We start from the raw sequence: 15,471 nt of genomic DNA, 5'->3' as shown, positions 1-15,471 counted from the left end.
CGAGCCGTCCATGGACTCAGTTCACAATCTTGTGTCATGCTCGAGTGGTGCCCGGATGTCCCCGGACTCCCGTTGCTCTGGGCACCCTCCTGCCCACACCGCCTGCCACGGGGGTCACCATGCAGAACCCACCCGGCGTCATCGGCCACGACTGGTTGATCAGGGCGAGCCCCCGGATGGCCCGGCCCGACGACGTGGCCTGTCCCACCCACCGACGCACCGCGATGCGGCCCCTGCTCGTCGCCGATCCGGCCGTGCCGTTCCGGCGGCCACCCCGCGAGGGGTTCGGGTTCGGCCCGCTCTTCACCGCCCTCGACCTACTGGAACACGACGGGTGGTCCGTGGAGCGGGTGCGCGAGGAACTCCGGGGCACCCGCGGTCCCTTCCGGGGATGGGGCGCCCCAGTCCACCCCGCCCACCTGGCCTGGACCGCCCACGCCCTGGAGCGCTACGTGGCCGCCCGTACCCGCGAACAGGCAGCCGCCGTCGAGGCCGGGCTGCCTCCGACCAAGCCGGTGAAGCAGCCATGGACGTGGCGCACTTCCCGCACGGACGCTCCCGATGCGCGTGGCGCCCGGCAGTACGAGCACACCCTCTGGGGCCGCATGTACGCCTCCTCCGACGGAAGGGTGCGCGACCTGTGGCTGCCTTCCATCGGCCGGGCCAAGACCGACCGTCCCGATGCGGAACTCGGGGCTGTGGCACAGGTGATGGCCTTCGGCGCACCCACGCCTCGCCGCAAACAACGCGCCCAGCCCCCGCCCACCGCGACCGAGAGCACCTGCCTGCCCGAATTGGTCCGTGTCTTCGACGTCGGGTGCGCCGACGGGTCCGTGGAGGAGCTGCTCTCCGAAGGCCCCGACGAGGCGAGACAACGGTTCAGGACCGACGCTGCGCCTGCCTTCGTCACGGCTGCCACCGAACCCGGCGTGCGGCCCGGGGAGAGCTGCGTCGACTGCAAGGCCATCGCCGGCTGCACGGATCTGAAGCGCACCCCGCGGCTGTGGGGCGGGCACCCTCCGGCTCTCGCACGCGAACGCCGCTCCGTCTCCGTCTGGGACCTGCGGCTGCACGCCGAGTGCCCCGCCCAGTACCACCTGGTGCGACGACTGCACCTCAACGACCTCTCGGCCGAGGGCCGGGGGGCACGGCGCGGCAGAGCCGTCGACGCCTGGCTCGACGCAGAGCACGCCGAACGCCCGGTGCGCGGCTGCCGGGACCGCGAGATCCCCGAGCCGACGGCGATACGGGCCAGGGCCGGACTCGACGACACCTCCGCACGCGAGGCTGCCGGGATGCTCGCGGAACATCGGCTGCTGTGCCCCCTCAACGGACTTGACGCCGACGAGCAGGTACTCGTACAGCATCGGGTCACGGCCTATGTGCCAGAACTCGACATCGTCGTCCTCGCCGTACCCGACCTGGTGTACACCCACCGCGGCCGGTGGATCTGGCGCGAGACCAAGACCTCGGCCCGCCCGCTGTGGGAACGCGATTCCCTGCTCCGCACCTATCCCCAACTCGCCCTCGGTGTCCTGCTGTTCCACGCGGGCGCGCTCGGCGACGACCCGCGCCGCACCTGGGTCGAACTGGAGCATCTGCGTGAGGTCCGTGGGGAGAGTCGACTCGAACCCATCGACCCCGGCCGCGCCGAGATCGTCGACGAAGCCCGGGCCGTCATCGCCGAACTCGCCCAGCCACTCCTGGACGACACCACCTACGAACCGAGGACCGGACGCCACTGCCACGGTTGTCAGGCCCGGACGTGGTGTCGGCCCGGCACCGCCTACGTCATTGACCATCCGCGCCCGTCGAGCCCCGACACGCAGACCTCGCCGCGAGGGGACGCCCCGCCCCATGCCTGACCAACAACTCGTACCGGACTGGCTGTCTAACCCCGATGTCGTCCTCCTGCGGGACGTGGCCACCGCCGTTCTGCACCTAGCGGCCGTCGACCGCCTTGACTCCTTCACTCTGCCCTACCCCGCCGGCGCGCAGCGGGCCCTGGATGCCCTGGTGCTTCAGTGCCTGCGCAGCGGCGCCAAGCCCCCGGCCGGGGTGCCCGAGATGATGCGCTGGGCCCGCGCCCGTCCCTTGGGCAGTTGGCCCCTCGACCGGCTGCCCGCGGACCTGTTCGACACCGCGGACCGGATGATCGACGAGGATTCCGGAGAGCCCACGCAGCTCTGCCACGAGCTCGCCGTGCGGGGACATGGGGACAGCACCGGACGGCAGTACGACCGCCTGGTGATCCACGAGGCCCTGCGCGCCTGCCGGTCCGTGTCGTCACCCGAGTCGTACACGGCCTTCCGTCGCCTCCTGGTGAATCGGCCCGTCCTCACCGAAGCGGACTGGGCCGAGGTGAGCACTGACCTCTTCCTCGACCCCGTGCGCTTCCTCATCGAGGAGATCTACGCCCCCGTCCCCCTCGGGTTCCGCCGGGACGGCGCGTACCTGTGCTGTCACCGCTGCCTGACCCTGCTCCATCCGGTGTCCGACACCGAGTGGTGGTGCGAGCGCGACCAGTGCCGGCACCAAGGTCCCCCGCCGCACGGCCGGGAACTCGTCGCGTCGGAGGTGGGCGAGCTGCGTCAACTGCGGAAACCTCTGAGGCAGTTCGTCACCGGGCCCGGACGCGCCGAGGTCTCCCTGGAGGACGAGCTACGCGCCTTGGGCCTCACCGTCGAGATGTGGCCCGGCTTCGACGCGTACGACCTTCGCATCACCTTCCCCGACGGTCACGTGTGGGCCGTCGACGTCAAGGACTGGGCACACCCCGCCTTCCTCGGACGCGCCGCCACGGCCATCCGCCCCGAGCCCCCGTACGACGAAGCCTGTTGGGTGGTGCCCGCATTCCGGGTGCGTGCCCGCCGCGACTACCTGGCCATGTATGCCAAGGAGCGGGGCCCGGGGGCGTGCGGTCTGCGGCTGCTGACGGACGACCAGCTGAAACGGACCGCGCGGCTGCGGCTGTCCGGCGAACGCGGGCCGGACGCGTCCGTCGCTCCCCTGCACACCGTGCCTCCGGCAAGGGAGCACGACGGGGCTCGCACAGCGTCGTCCCGGTCCGGAAACCAGACGGCGGCGACCGACGGCGCCGGAAAGCAGGGAGCAGACCATGCGTGACCGCAGCAGCTGGTACCAGCCGGTCGTCACCGCACTGGGACCCTGGCCCGAAGAACATGCCGGGACCCGGCCCGCTCTGCTCTGCCAGGTCGAGCTCGCCCTGCGGCTGATGGAGACCGTGGCGCCCGGTCACGCTGCCGACGGAGCGTGGACGCTCCTCGGCGGCTACGGCCTCGCCTTCGCGCGCGCCTCGAAGCTCCCCACTGGCACCACCGAACAGGTCGCGCTGACCGCGGCCCGGCACCTGCTTTGGCCCATGCGCCGCCGCCGGATGTGGCGGCAGAGCCTGGACGCCTACCTGGAACTACCCGAACGGCTGCGGGCGTACCGCGTCCCGGCGGCCGGGGAGCCCGCCCATCAGGTTCCCCTCAAGGTGGCGGCCGACCGCTTCAACACCTACGACGACGCGCTCGCGAACCTCCCCGGCTTCGCCACGAATGTGCTTCCCCCAGCGCAGGCGGGCGAACACCGCTTCATGGACCGCCGTCACCGGCGCACTTCCGTCAGCGTCCCCGCCGATCTCGTGCGGGCCCCCCTCCCCGGCCACCCCCTCACCGCCGAACACCCGGCCACAGCAGGCCCCCTCGACGTGCCGCTCGACGAGCTCGCCGACGTCGCACGGTGGATGGACGCGGAGGAGCAGCGGCGGGGGCTCAAGGCGGGGAACTGGGAGCAGCGTCTCGCCCAGCTCGACCTCGACACCCGTACCCCGGACGGGACAGCCTTCGAAGCGGCGTCCGCGCTACCGCTCGATCGGCTCACCCACCTCGTCGGTATGGTCGGTGCCGGCAAGTCGACCTTGATGACCCTGCTCGCCGTCTGGGCGTACCACAACGGCCTGCGCATCACTCTCGTCGTCGGCGATGTGGCCGAACAGCTGACCCTGACCGAGCTGTTCCGCACGCTCGGCCTGAGCGCCGCCCTGGTGCAGGGGGGCACGACGCGGCCCCAGCACACCCAGCGGCTGCACCGCAGACTCGCCGCACGGGGAGAACACTCCCTGCTGGCTCACACCGGACCCGTCTTCGCCCACCTCAGCACCGCCTGCCCGCTGGACGCCCTGCGCGCACTCGACACGTCCGAGCCGCTGCGCTACACCGACGCGCCATGCGGTGCCCTTCACCCCACTCGGCGCCAGGAGACCGCCGAGGAGCCCGCGGCCGAGCGGGCGGTACGCGAGCTCGAACGAGCCCGAGGCGCCGTCGACAGGGAGAGCGCCACGGACGACACCGAGGCCGACGAAGAGGACCTGGGCACCCCGCACGCCTGCCCACTGTGGAGCGTCTGCCCCCGACACTCCGCCGCGCGTGACCTCGTGGACGCGCTGATCTGGGTGGCCAACCCGGCCAGTCTCGTCCAGACCGCGGTTCCGCGTCAGCTCAACGCCGAGCGCCTGCGCTATCTGGAGCTGGCCTGCCTGCGCAGCGACATCGTCGTCGTCGACGAGGCCGACCGCGTACAGATGCAGCTCGACCAGATGTTCGCCCCGTCGGCCACCCTCGTCACCACCGGTGTCTCCGACTCCTGGCTCGACCAGCTGCAGACCCACGAGATCGCCGAACTCGCCCGGCAGGGAAGGCTGCAGCTCTCCGACCAGGACGTGGAACGGTGGTCCGCCGCCCTGGACGTCGTTGGTTCCGCCGCGGACCGGCTGTACGCCATGCTCATCGACGACGGAGCGATGCGGGACTGGGCGCAGATCGACTACTTCAGTGCGTGGACGCTCCAGGAGAAGCTGCTGCACGCCTGGTACCCGCTGACACGAGGCCAGGCCGCCGGGCGACCGGACAACACGAGCGAAGGGGGCGTCGAGGACGAGAGCGCACTCTACGAGGATGAGGAAGGGCTCGGGGCCGATGGCGACTCCCCTGTCCCCGACGCTCCCTGGGCGCAGCGGCGCACGGAGATCACCGGGTTCTTCGACACGTTCCGCGACGATCCGCTCGGCGGACGCGGCCCCTATGGAACCCCCGCCGACGAGCTCACCGCCCTCGCCCACGACGTCCTGCACACCCTCGACGAGAAACAGACACGGCGCCGTGTCCGCGCGCTCCTCGACGCCTTCCTCGTCGGAGCGCCGGGCCCGGAACAGCGCCCCGTGCCCGCCGCCGAGCGAGGCAAGAAGCCTGCCCCCGAGGACGTACCACTCACCGCGGAGTGGCGGGAACTCAACGCACGGCGGCTGGAGTTCACCCTCGTCCTCGCCGCCCTGCACCAACGCCTGGACCGGGTGACGTTCTTGTGGCCCCAGGTGGAGGCAGCGCTACGGCTGGACTCCGCGGCCCACGAACTGACCCGCCGTCCGCCCCTCGACTACGCGCCACTGCTGCCCGAAGCGCCCATGGGCAACGTCCTGGGCTTCCAGTACCTGGTGGACGAACGGGCCGCCGCCCGCGACAAGGACGGGCACCGCACCGGCACCCTGCGCTTCTTCCGTTGCGCAGGCGTGGGCCGGGAACTGCTCCTGGGTCTTCCCCAGCTCGGCGCCGACCCAGGCCTCGGCAAGGCAGGCCCACACGTGCTGCTGATGTCGGGCACCAGTTGGGCCGGCACCTCTACCCGGGCCCATGTCCTCGCCCCCGTCCGTGCCGTACTGAAACCGCAGCGCAAGGCTCTCGCCGCCATCCGGGAGACCGTGTTCCGCACCGAGTTCCTCTACGACGCCGCCGGACAGCCGATCCGGCTCTCCGGCCAGGACCCCGACCAGCGCGAGGACGTCCTGCGCCTGATGATCGACCGGCTCGCCCGGTCCCGGAGCGACGGTAACTCTTCCCCTCTCCAGAGCGAACTCGCCCGAATCCCCGACCAGCGCCGCAAGCGTGCTCTGCTTCTGGTGGGCAGCTACACGGAAGCCAAGGTGGCCGCTACAGCCCTGAACGAGATCCCGCGCTGGCGTGGCCGGGTACGCGTTCTGGTCGCCGACGACGCCGAACTGGAGGCCGCCGTCGACGGGGCGGCGCCGACGGGGGGCCAGGCGCCGGGCACGGGATCAGGCGCGGGAGCGGTCCGGCGTGGGGACCTCGCGTCCTTCGCCGACGACCCGGACGCTGAACTGCTCGTGGCGCCCCTCCTCGCCGTGGAACGAGGACACAACATCCTCACCGCCCCCCAACGGCCCGGCGAGGAGAAGGTGGCGGCGTTCGGAACGGTGTTCTTCCTGGTCCGCCCGCACCCCCGCCCTGACGACCTCTCCCTGGCGGTCTTCGCCATCAACGACTGGGCGACGCGGTTCGTACGCGGTCAGCTGAAGCTGCCGGACGAAGGGACGTTCAGCGACATGGTCACCCAGGCCGGGGACCTGAACGCGGCAGGCAGTGCTTTCAGGACCACCGCACGCGGCGTGTGGCGGCACGTACTGTCACGGCCCTACATTTACTCCTCGCTCTCTGATGACGAGAAGAAGTCCTTCGTCTGGGACCAGCTCGTCACCATCTGGCAGGTCATCGGGCGCCTCGTCCGCGGTGGCGTACCCGCCCGCGTCGTGTTCGTAGACGCGGCCTTCGCACCGCGACTCGCCGAGGCACAGGCACCCTTCACCGGCCAGGGCCGGCGTCCAAGCCGCGCAGGCGACCCGGGGTTGCTCGTCCGACTGCGGGACGTCCTGGCCCCGTATTTCGCCCAGACCAACACCGACACCGTCGCGTATGGCGCGCGCACCAACTCCGCCGACGCCGCACTCGTCAAGCTGCTCTACCGCCCGCTGTACGAAGCACTGTGTGCCATGGGGACGTCGCCCGGCCCGCGACCGGTCAACTGAAACACGCCAACCACCGCCCTGGGCAGCGCTCTTGGCGGGCAACCGCACCCGCCCGCGTACGGACATCGCTGGGAGAACCGACATGTACAAGAACATCCGCCGATCCGCGTACCACCTGGCCGAGGAGGGCACCCCCTGGACCGAGGACTTCCACGCACTCTCTTTCCCCGAACACTGGCACGCCGGACTCCTCGAACTGCACAACCACGGGCGGGACGAGGAGAAGCGGCAGCCGACGCTGCCCACCCGCCGACTCGACGGTGTGCTCCAGACCCTCGCCCCCGACGTGATCGTCCGCCCCCGGCCGCGGATCCCCGTGGAACCGGGGCCGCAGGTCGCCGAGGACTTCTGGATGTATGTACCGGCCTCGGCGCCCGCCCCCCTCCCGGGCCGTTCCCTGCAGCAACTCCTCGACGCCTGGCTGCGTACCCTCGGTCCCAGGGACTCCGCGCAGGATCCGCGGTTCCGCTCGCTGTTGCTCGCGAGCAGCACCGACCTGAAGCAGAACCTGCCCAAGTGGCAGCCGGTCAGCGGCGTCGAACTCCTCACCACCCCGACCACCCGGGGCGGCACTGCCGCCCCGGAACCGCGCCAGTTCCAACTAGCCACCGACGCCCTGGCACGCCGCATCCTGACCCTCGACCCCTTCCCGTTCGAGGGTGGGGAGCTGCGATTCCGGGCACTGCCCCGCGGACCTCGCGACCAAGGCGCGGAACTCATGTCGCAGCCCCTGTGCCGGACCGTCAAACGCAAGGAGTGGTGGTTCTCCGTCCTTCTGAACATCTCCCTGCACACCACGCCGTTCGACCCCAGGCCGCGTCTCCACCTGCACTGGGGTGTACGCCGCTGGGCGACCCACCCGCGGACCACCACCAAACGCCTCAACCTGCCCTACCGGGAGGCCACTACGGTCTACCTGCGACCCACCATCCCCTGGCTGCCCGGCGCACCGGCCACCGAACGCTACGCACTGGCACGCCTGCGCCGCGACCGGGCCGCCGACACCTTCGTCTGGTCGGAGAACGACACCGCCGGCATCCTGCGCGGACTCAGCCTCGCCGGCAACTTCCCCGACCCCGAACAGCTACTCACCGAACCGGTCTCCTGGATCGGCGAGGGCCGCGGCGTCCGCGCCGCCGTGGTCCACAGCACCAGGACGGGCAAGCACGAGATCGGCAGCGGCTTCATGCCCAACCAGCGGGCCCAGCTCACCGAATGGGCCGAGCAGGCCCTTCCTGAAACACTGGCCCGGGTACCCGACCTCACGCGCGGACGCGGCAAGGGCATCGGCGCGCCGGAGAACCGGCGGCCCAAGCCCAGGACCGACGAGGCCAAGAAGGCCGAGCTGCTGCGCGAGACCCGGGCACGGCGCGTGGCACTCGCGGCGCAGGCCCGGATCGCCTCCCACGGCCCGGAGCAGGCCGGCCCGCCCGTGGTGGAGGCCCGGCTGCTGTGGCAGTCGCCCGAGGTACGCGGCGAGGCAGTGGAACAGTTCGCCAAGGCCTTGGGCCTCGACGGCGACGGCGGCGCCAGTGCCGCCCACGTCACGGACCGGAACTTCGACGAGGCCACGCCCGGAGCACCGGTCGTCCTGGAGTGGCGGACGGCGGAGGTCACACTCCGGCTGCGCTGCCTGCCCCTCGCCGACGGACTGGGCGACCGACTCGTGCCCGACCCGGCAGTCAAGGGCAAAGGCGCGGCGCTCGCGACTGCAGTCGCCGAACGGCGCCGTGCCCTGCGCGCCTGGCTCCGCGCGGACGGCGCGGACCCCTCCCGCCCCGAACTCGCCCTCGTGGAAGTCGCGCACCGCAGTACATTCCGCCCGGCGTCGACGGACCCCAAGTTCGCCATCCGCCTCGGGTGCGCCGACGCAGGCCTGCTGACTCAGTTCGTCGTCACCCCGTCCACCGATCGGCAGATCGACAATGCGGAAAGCCTCGACCACCGCACGTACAGCTCGTGGCTCGACGGACTGCGCCAGCTCGGTGTCCGCGTCCTGCCCCAGCACACCCTCGGTAAGGATCTTCCGGACTCGCTGCAATACGCGGCGGTGTGGATGGTGAAACGTCGCAAGGACGGCCCGACCCGGTTGCCCAAGCACCTGCCTGTGGCCGTCCTCGTCACCCCGCTCCCGGCCGGGGAAGGCCTTGCAGCCGTACGCGGCTGGGATGACACCGCGGGGGAATGGGTGCCCTACCCGCAGTTCCTCCTCGGTCTGGTGAAACAGGCGGAGATCGGCCCCGAAACGTTCACGGAACCCGAGACTTCAGACGATGACACACGTCCCGATGCCCCTCGGGTCACCGGCAAGCAGTGGCGCAGTAACCTCGCCCAACAGCGCAGGGAGACTGCGGCATTCCTCCAACGCGTGCTGTACTCCCTCCGCGGGCAACCCACCGCACTGATCACCCATGCTCAGAACAGCCGACTGCACTGGCCATGGCTCCAAGACGGCCAGACCGAACGTGACCTGATCAAGCCCGGCCACGCCCCGGCAGGCCGACTGGACGACGAACTCCGCCTCGTACGCGTGCGCGGGTGCGGCGGTCGCGAGAGCGCCCAGTGGTGGGGCCTGGCCGACCCGGGCAAGCCCCACGGGCAGCCGGCCGGCTTCTGGGCACAGAATCCCCAACAGCGGTACGGGGACAGGGCTTCGTCGCGAGAGCGGGTCTTCTACAGCACCACCGAACGTCCCGGAACCCATGCGATCTCCCCCGCACTCGACCGCCTCGCCACCCGGGTCAACGCGGCAGGCAACCTCACCTCGCAGGCGGGCACCAGCGCCTGGAACCCGACGCTGGTGGAGATCGCGGTACTGGGCTGCCACGAGGACGACGACTCCGCGGCCCCCGTACTGGAAAAGTCCGACGACCCCGAGGCGCTGGCCCTCGCCATGCACCAGCTCCGCCAGGCCCCGGATTACGCCGCCGCCCTGTCTCTCCCCCTCCCCCTCCACCTCGCGGGGCTGGCCCAGGCATACGTCCTCCCGACACTCGCCGACGGCGACCGGACTTTGAACGAGGAGTCGGACACACCCGCCGGAGACCAGATCGGGGAGGACCCAGACCTCGCCGACGCGGCCGGACTATCCACGACGCCGGACGACGAGGCCGAGACGGCCCACGGCTGACGAGGGGATCGACAACTACGCAGTGCCTGACGATGGAGGACACCGTATCCACGAGACCTGTGTTCTGACTGGGCGTGTCGCCGTGATGACGGGGTTCAGGTTCCGCACCCGGTCGGGGTGGTTTCACTGGTGAGGCGGCGGGTCACGAGGCCGATCATCGCGACATGGATCACGGCTTCCGAGCGGGCGGGTAGGGCTTCATAGTGGTTGATTCGAGTCCCCGTCCCGCGCAGTTCCGCGGTCCCCCTGGGCGAGCCGTAGGCGTCGCCGGAATCGGCGTGGATCCGGCGGATCCGTTCGGCCAGGACCTCGTCCTGGTACCTGCGGACGGCTCTGGCATCAGCACCGCTGAATCACTTGTAGTAGCTGGAGCGGTTGACGTCCAGGACCTGGCACAGCCGCTTCACCTCGTAGGCGTCCCTGTGGTCGTGGACGAACTGAAAGCGGCTCACCAGTTCGTCTCGCCGGCGAAATACTTGGCCGCCCTGCGCAGGATGTCCCGCTCGGTGGCCAGCTTCCGCTCGTTGGTCTCGAGCTCGGCCACACGGGCCTCCAACTGCCGGGTCCGGTCGGATCGGCGGCCACGGCCGACTTTCCTGCCAGGGCCGCCGCCTACCCACCCGACCTGGGGACGATGGGGACGACGCCGCGGCGTTCGCGGTCCCGCAGCACCCACTCACGCAGCGTCGCCCTGTTGATGCCCAGGTCAGCGGCAATATCCTTGTACGTCGCTCCGAGCGTGGACTCGTACAGGGCCACGGTATCGGCCCTGAACTCGTCCGAGTAGTCCTTCATCGCTATCGGCGGTGTTCTCACTTCCTCCGGATCAAGCAAATCCAGTATCAGCGTGTCCCCCCCACCAGGGCGAAGGCCCGAGCCGCGGAAGCGTTCGCTGTCGCACAGGCTGCTCGATCACAAGCACAACCGTGCAGTGCTGGGCGGCGATCGCCAATGCGCGATTGCTGGCGCGAGAAGTGAAGGCAGACAACCTCGCGTGGCGCTGCAACGGGCGACCCATTTCAGACTGGGAAATATAAATATCGGATCGTTGACCGTCGGAGTCTGCCTCGCCCACTCCTTTTCATTCCCACACTGGTGATGGTGGCGTCATAGCCGCCAACGACTGCTTGTTCGATGGCTCGACCAGATCGAGGCGCGGCTCCCGATGGGCTCGGGCCCATGCGGAACACCGACGCCTGGCGGCGCTGTACCAACGCCGACAACGCAGCGTAGCGGGAATCGGCCAGGGCACACCTTCGTAGGCGACATCAACTACCGAGGGTAACAGGGCGCCAGCGTTGACCTGCCAGGAAGCGCGCCGCGCTGCACGAGGCGCAGCCATCAAGTCCAGGTGCGGGTGCTCACCGGAAGTCGCAGGTCAGGCCACAAATTCCGTGTTGGTGATCGCATGGTGGTCGCAGTCGGCCATCCAGATGTGAAATCTGTAGCCTCGCGGGCTGATTGAGAAAGTCAGGACCGCAGGAGGCAGGAGAAAGTGGTGCGCAGTTCGGGGCGGCGGCGGGGTCGGGTCTACCGTCGGTGCGGGTGCCGCGACGCGGCTCGGCGCCAGTTCGGCGCGGCGTGCCCGCGCCTGGTCGAGGAGGGGCACGGCACGTGGACCTTCGCCGTGGACATCCCCTCGCTCAGCGGTCGCAGGCGCACGGTGCGGCGCGGCGGTTTCGAGGACGACTTCGCCGCCGAGAGCGCGCTGCGGCGCTTCCTCGAAGGCCGCCAGCTGGGCTTCGACGCCGACCCGCACGAGACGGTGGCCGCGTACCTCACCAAGTGGCTGAAGTCGATGGAGTTCCTGCTCAAGCCCACCACCTACGCCCGCTACCGCACCTACGTGCTCTGCGAGTTGATCCCCGTGTTCGGCAAGATGCGCCTGGAGGAACTCGCCCACGACCACATCGCCGCCTACGCACACGAGCAGCTCGAGTCCGGCCGCGGCCGCCAGGCCGTCTACCACTGCCTGGCCACGCTCTCCAGCGCCCTGGGGACCGCCGTCCGCACCCACCGGCTCCCCTATAACGCGGCCCAGCCCCTGCCCATGCGCCGGCCCCGCGCCGACGAGCGCGTCCCCTGGAGCGCCGAGCAGGCCGTGGCTTTCCTCGCCCACTGCCGCAACGTCGACCCCGCCTTCGCCGACCTCTTCGAGGTCATCATCGGAACCGGACTGCGCAAGGGCGAGGCACTCGGGCTTCAACGCCGGTGCGTCCGGATCGACGACCGCGTCATGTACATCCGCCACACCCTCTCCGCCATCGACAACCACGAACTCGTCCTGACCGCACCGAAGACGAGGAAGAGCCGCACCTGGGTTCCCCTGTCGGAGCGCGTCGCCGCCGCCCTCCAGCGCGCCATGGCCAGGAGTACCTCCACCGGCAACGACCATGCCTTCCAGGGCGCGGACGGCAAGCCCCTTCACCCGGCCGCGGTCCGCCAGCGCTTCCACGAGCTGCGCGAGCAGGCCGGCCTGCCGCACGTGACCATCCACGACCTGCGACACCTCGCCGCCACCCTCGCCCTGGAAGGCGACGTCTCCATGGCCGTCATCTCGAAGACACTGCGGCACTCGACTCTGTCGACCACCGCGAACATCTACAGCCACCTGACCTGGGATGTCGCGATGGCCGCGGTCCACACCATCGAAGCCAGGCTCTGCCTCGTCGAAGCCCGCGCGCGCGGCGTTGACGTCCTCGCCCTCAGCGGCCCGGCACCGAACCCGCTCTTCAGCCACGCCGCCTGACGGCGCTACAGCCACGTCCCAGGCCTAGGGAAGCAAGAACACCGGCCATCCGGTCCACAGCTGACGTCCACTCAAGCAACCACTCACAGGCGGATGCCGCGGGTCTCACAGGCATGCCTGCCAGCAGAAAAATCAACCTCGCTCCGACAACGAACCGCGTCCGAACGGCCTGCCAGCCACGCTCGACTCGCCAATGAAGGACAGGCCGACCGCCCTGAGGTGCTCCCGAGTACAGGTAGTACCTTCCGAGCGCGACGTGAACGAGCGTTCACGACCACACTGCGACCACCAACCACGAAGGCCGTCTCCGCCATCCGGCGGAAACGGCCTCTGACCTGCAGTGATGCAAGTCGGGACGACAGGATTTGAACCTGCGACCCCTTGACCCCCAGTCAAGTGCGCTACCAAGCTGCGCCACGTCCCGTGGTCTCGTGGCCCTGAGCTGAGCCTGGGGGGCTCTGCTTCGGGCTTCTCGACCTTGTCGGCCGGTGTCCCGGCGACGAGGAAAACAATACAGCACGTCGGGGGGTGCTCGCTGCCAGGTATGGGGGTGGGGTCAGGGGGTGGGGTGGCGGGCGTCGTAGCGGAGGAAGGCGGGGCGGCGGGCGGCGAGGAGGAGGATGGCGGCGACGCAGGCGAGGCCTCCGGTGACGACGGAGACGGCGGGGCTGGTGAGGGAGGCGACCGCGCCGGATTCGAAGTCGCCGAGGCGTGGACCGCCGGCGACGACCACGATGAAGACGCCCTGGAGCCGGCCGCGCATCTCGTCGGGGGCGGCGACCTGCATCATCGTGTTGCGGAAGATCATGCTGACGGTGTCGGCGCAGCCGGCGACGGCGAGCAGGAAGAGGCCGAGCCAGAGGTTGCGGACGAGGCCGAAGGCGGCGATGGCGAGGCCCCAGGCGACGACGGCGACGAGGACGGCGGCGCCCTGGCGGCGGACCCGGCCGACCCAGCCGGAGAAGAGGGCCCCGGCGAGGGCGCCCACGGCGGGTGCGGCGACCAGCAGTCCGACGGTACGGGCGTCGCCGCCGTAGAAGGTGACCGCGATGGCCGGGAAGAGGGCGCGCGGCATGCCGAAGATCATCGCGGCCAGGTCGGCGAGGAAGCTGGTGCGCAGGTTGGGCTGCTCGCGCAGGAAGCGCAGGCCGTCGAGGACGGAGGCCCGGCCCTTGCGCTCGCCGAGCGGGAGCATGGCGGGCAGGCGCCACATGGCGTAGATGGTGGCGGCGAACGCGACGGTGTCGACGAGGTAGGCGGCCTGGACGCCGTAGGCGCCGATGAGGACGCCGCCGATCATGGGGCCGACGGTGAGCCCGAGGTTCATGCTGACGGTGTTCAGGGCGTTGGCGGCGGGGAGCTGTTCGGAGGGGACCAGGCGCGGGATCATCGCCGAGCGGGCGGGCGAGCCGAGTGCGAAGAAGCCGGCCTGGACGGCGACGGCGGCGTAGAGGACGGCGACGAGGCCGAGGCCGGCGAGCGCCTGTGCGGCGAGGACCGCGGAGACGACGGCCAGGCCCGCCGCGCCGATCAGGCCGAGGCGGCGGCGGTCGACGCTGTCGGCGATCGCGCCTCCGTAGAGGCCGAAGGCGATGAGGGGGAAGAGGGAGAAGAGGCCGACCAGGCCGGTCGCGAAGCTGGAGCCGGTCAGGTCGTAGACCTCGACGGAGACGGCGACGGCCGTCATCTGCTGGCCGATCGAGGAGACGACCTGGCCGAACCAGACCCGCCGGTAGTCGGCGTTGTCGCGCAGCGGGCTCAGGTCCGCGAAGGCTCCGCGTGCGGCTCGGCGGTACCAGGGCGGGGGTGGGGTGACGACCGGCGAGGTGGCGGCGGGCGTGGGCGCCGCGGCGGTCACCGAAGGGACCGGGTCCGGAGCCGGCGGGGAGGGGCGTCGGGTGGCGTCGGCGGAGGGCTGATTGGCAGGATGATTGGTCGACACGGGATCCCATGTTCCGCCCCGGTCCTCGGGCGCCGCCGACCGGGGTCAGTTCGCTCCGACGTTGCCGAGGATCCGGTCCAGCAGGACGGCGAGCTGGGCGACGTCGGTGTCGCTGAGGCCCTGCAGCATCTCCTGCTGGCTGCGCACCGCGACCGCCGAGATCCGCGCGTAAACGGCCTCCCCCTCGGGGGCCAGTTCGACGGTGGCGGCACGGCGGTCGGCGTCGGTGCGGCGGCGCACCACGAGCCCTCGTCGTTCCATCTGCTCCAGTTGCCGGGACAGGGTCGGCCCCTCGATGCCCAGGTACCGCGCGAGGGCGCGCTGGATCATCGGACCCTCCAGCTTCAGCGCCGCCAGCACCGTCCAGGTGGCGAAGGTCGCGCCCTCCTCGGCGAGGCGCCCCTCGAAGAAGGCCCGGCAGGACTTGGCGGTCAGGTGCAGCTTCGGGGCGACGCTGGTGCGCAGCCACGCCGGACCGGGATCAGCTGCCATGGGCGTCACCTCGACCGGCACTTCGGCCGACACCTCGACGGACGACGCCCCGGCGGACGGTCTCTTGACGGCGGACGACGCCTCGACGGACGGGTCCTCGTCCGTACTCTCCCGCCTGGGCATTCGGGCCTCCCGCCGATCGCGACATCACCCCGTGCAGCCTAGTGCCGACGACCGGCGGACCAAGTCGCCGGCCCGTGGGAGACCGCGCCGGGAGGCATGGCGGGCTCGGCTCCGCCGGCGGCGACAGGAAGCGCGCGGGAGGCGCCCGGGAG

General features: G+C 70.7%; 9 protein-coding genes and 1 tRNA gene. 5 read left to right on the top strand and 5 right to left on the bottom strand.

The window, feature by feature from the left end; translation table 11 throughout:
- The first annotated feature begins 119 nt into the window (after positions 1-119).
- From AC067J_RS38770 to AC067J_RS38755, 4 genes are all read left to right on the top strand, one after another.
- Entirely contained in the window at positions 120-1,865 is a 1,746-nt protein-coding gene (locus tag AC067J_RS38770; protein ID WP_478307496.1) for a PD-(D/E)XK nuclease family protein, read from the top strand.
- A complete protein-coding gene (locus tag AC067J_RS38765) occupies positions 1,858-3,126 on the top strand; it encodes a pPIWI_RE_Y domain-containing protein (protein WP_478307495.1) in 1,269 nt (422 codons plus the stop codon). Before AC067J_RS38770 ends, AC067J_RS38765 begins: the two co-directional genes overlap by 8 nt.
- Entirely contained in the window at positions 3,119-6,883 is a 3,765-nt protein-coding gene (locus AC067J_RS38760) for a pPIWI_RE_Z domain-containing protein (RefSeq protein WP_478307494.1), read from the top strand. The genes AC067J_RS38765 and AC067J_RS38760 overlap by 8 nt, the downstream gene beginning before the upstream one ends.
- 82 nt (positions 6,884-6,965) lie before the next feature.
- Positions 6,966-10,013 carry a pPIWI_RE module domain-containing protein gene (locus AC067J_RS38755; protein ID WP_478307492.1) on the top strand — a complete coding sequence of 1,016 codons (3,048 nt, stop codon included), beginning with the start codon at positions 6,966-6,968 and terminating at the stop codon, positions 10,011-10,013.
- A gap of 95 nt (positions 10,014-10,108) precedes the next feature.
- Here AC067J_RS38755 and AC067J_RS38750 read toward each other — a convergent pair whose 3' ends face one another.
- Positions 10,109-10,318 (bottom strand): IS3 family transposase, encoded by a 210-nt coding sequence (locus AC067J_RS38750; RefSeq protein WP_478307511.1) that lies wholly within the window; start codon positions 10,316-10,318, stop codon positions 10,109-10,111.
- 307 nt (positions 10,319-10,625) lie between these two features.
- Positions 10,626-10,847 carry a transposase gene (locus AC067J_RS38745; protein WP_478307490.1) on the bottom strand — a complete coding sequence of 74 codons (222 nt, stop codon included), beginning with the start codon at positions 10,845-10,847 and terminating at the stop codon, positions 10,626-10,628.
- 793 nt (positions 10,848-11,640) lie between these two features.
- Between AC067J_RS38745 and AC067J_RS38740 the strand changes: the two genes are divergently transcribed.
- Positions 11,641-12,762: a tyrosine-type recombinase/integrase gene (locus AC067J_RS38740; protein ID WP_478307488.1), complete on the top strand. Its 1,122-nt coding sequence runs from the start codon at positions 11,641-11,643 to the stop codon at positions 12,760-12,762.
- Positions 12,763-13,112: 350 nt separating this feature from the next.
- Here AC067J_RS38740 and AC067J_RS38735 read toward each other — a convergent pair.
- The 3 genes from AC067J_RS38735 to AC067J_RS38725 form a co-directional block, all read right to left on the bottom strand.
- A tRNA-Pro gene (locus AC067J_RS38735) sits at positions 13,113-13,186 on the bottom strand.
- 132 nt (positions 13,187-13,318) lie between these two features.
- On the bottom strand, positions 13,319-14,620 hold the full coding sequence (locus AC067J_RS38730) for an MFS transporter (RefSeq protein ID WP_478307486.1): 1,302 nt from the start codon (positions 14,618-14,620) through the stop codon (positions 13,319-13,321).
- A gap of 129 nt (positions 14,621-14,749) precedes the next feature.
- Positions 14,750-15,319 (bottom strand): MarR family winged helix-turn-helix transcriptional regulator, encoded by a 570-nt coding sequence (locus AC067J_RS38725; protein WP_478307484.1) that lies wholly within the window; start codon positions 15,317-15,319, stop codon positions 14,750-14,752.
- Between the last annotated feature and the right edge of the window lie 152 nt (positions 15,320-15,471).

Source organism: Kitasatospora sp. NPDC042419 (assembly GCF_056437345.1).
This window is presented reverse-complemented; position numbering and strand designations above follow the sequence as displayed.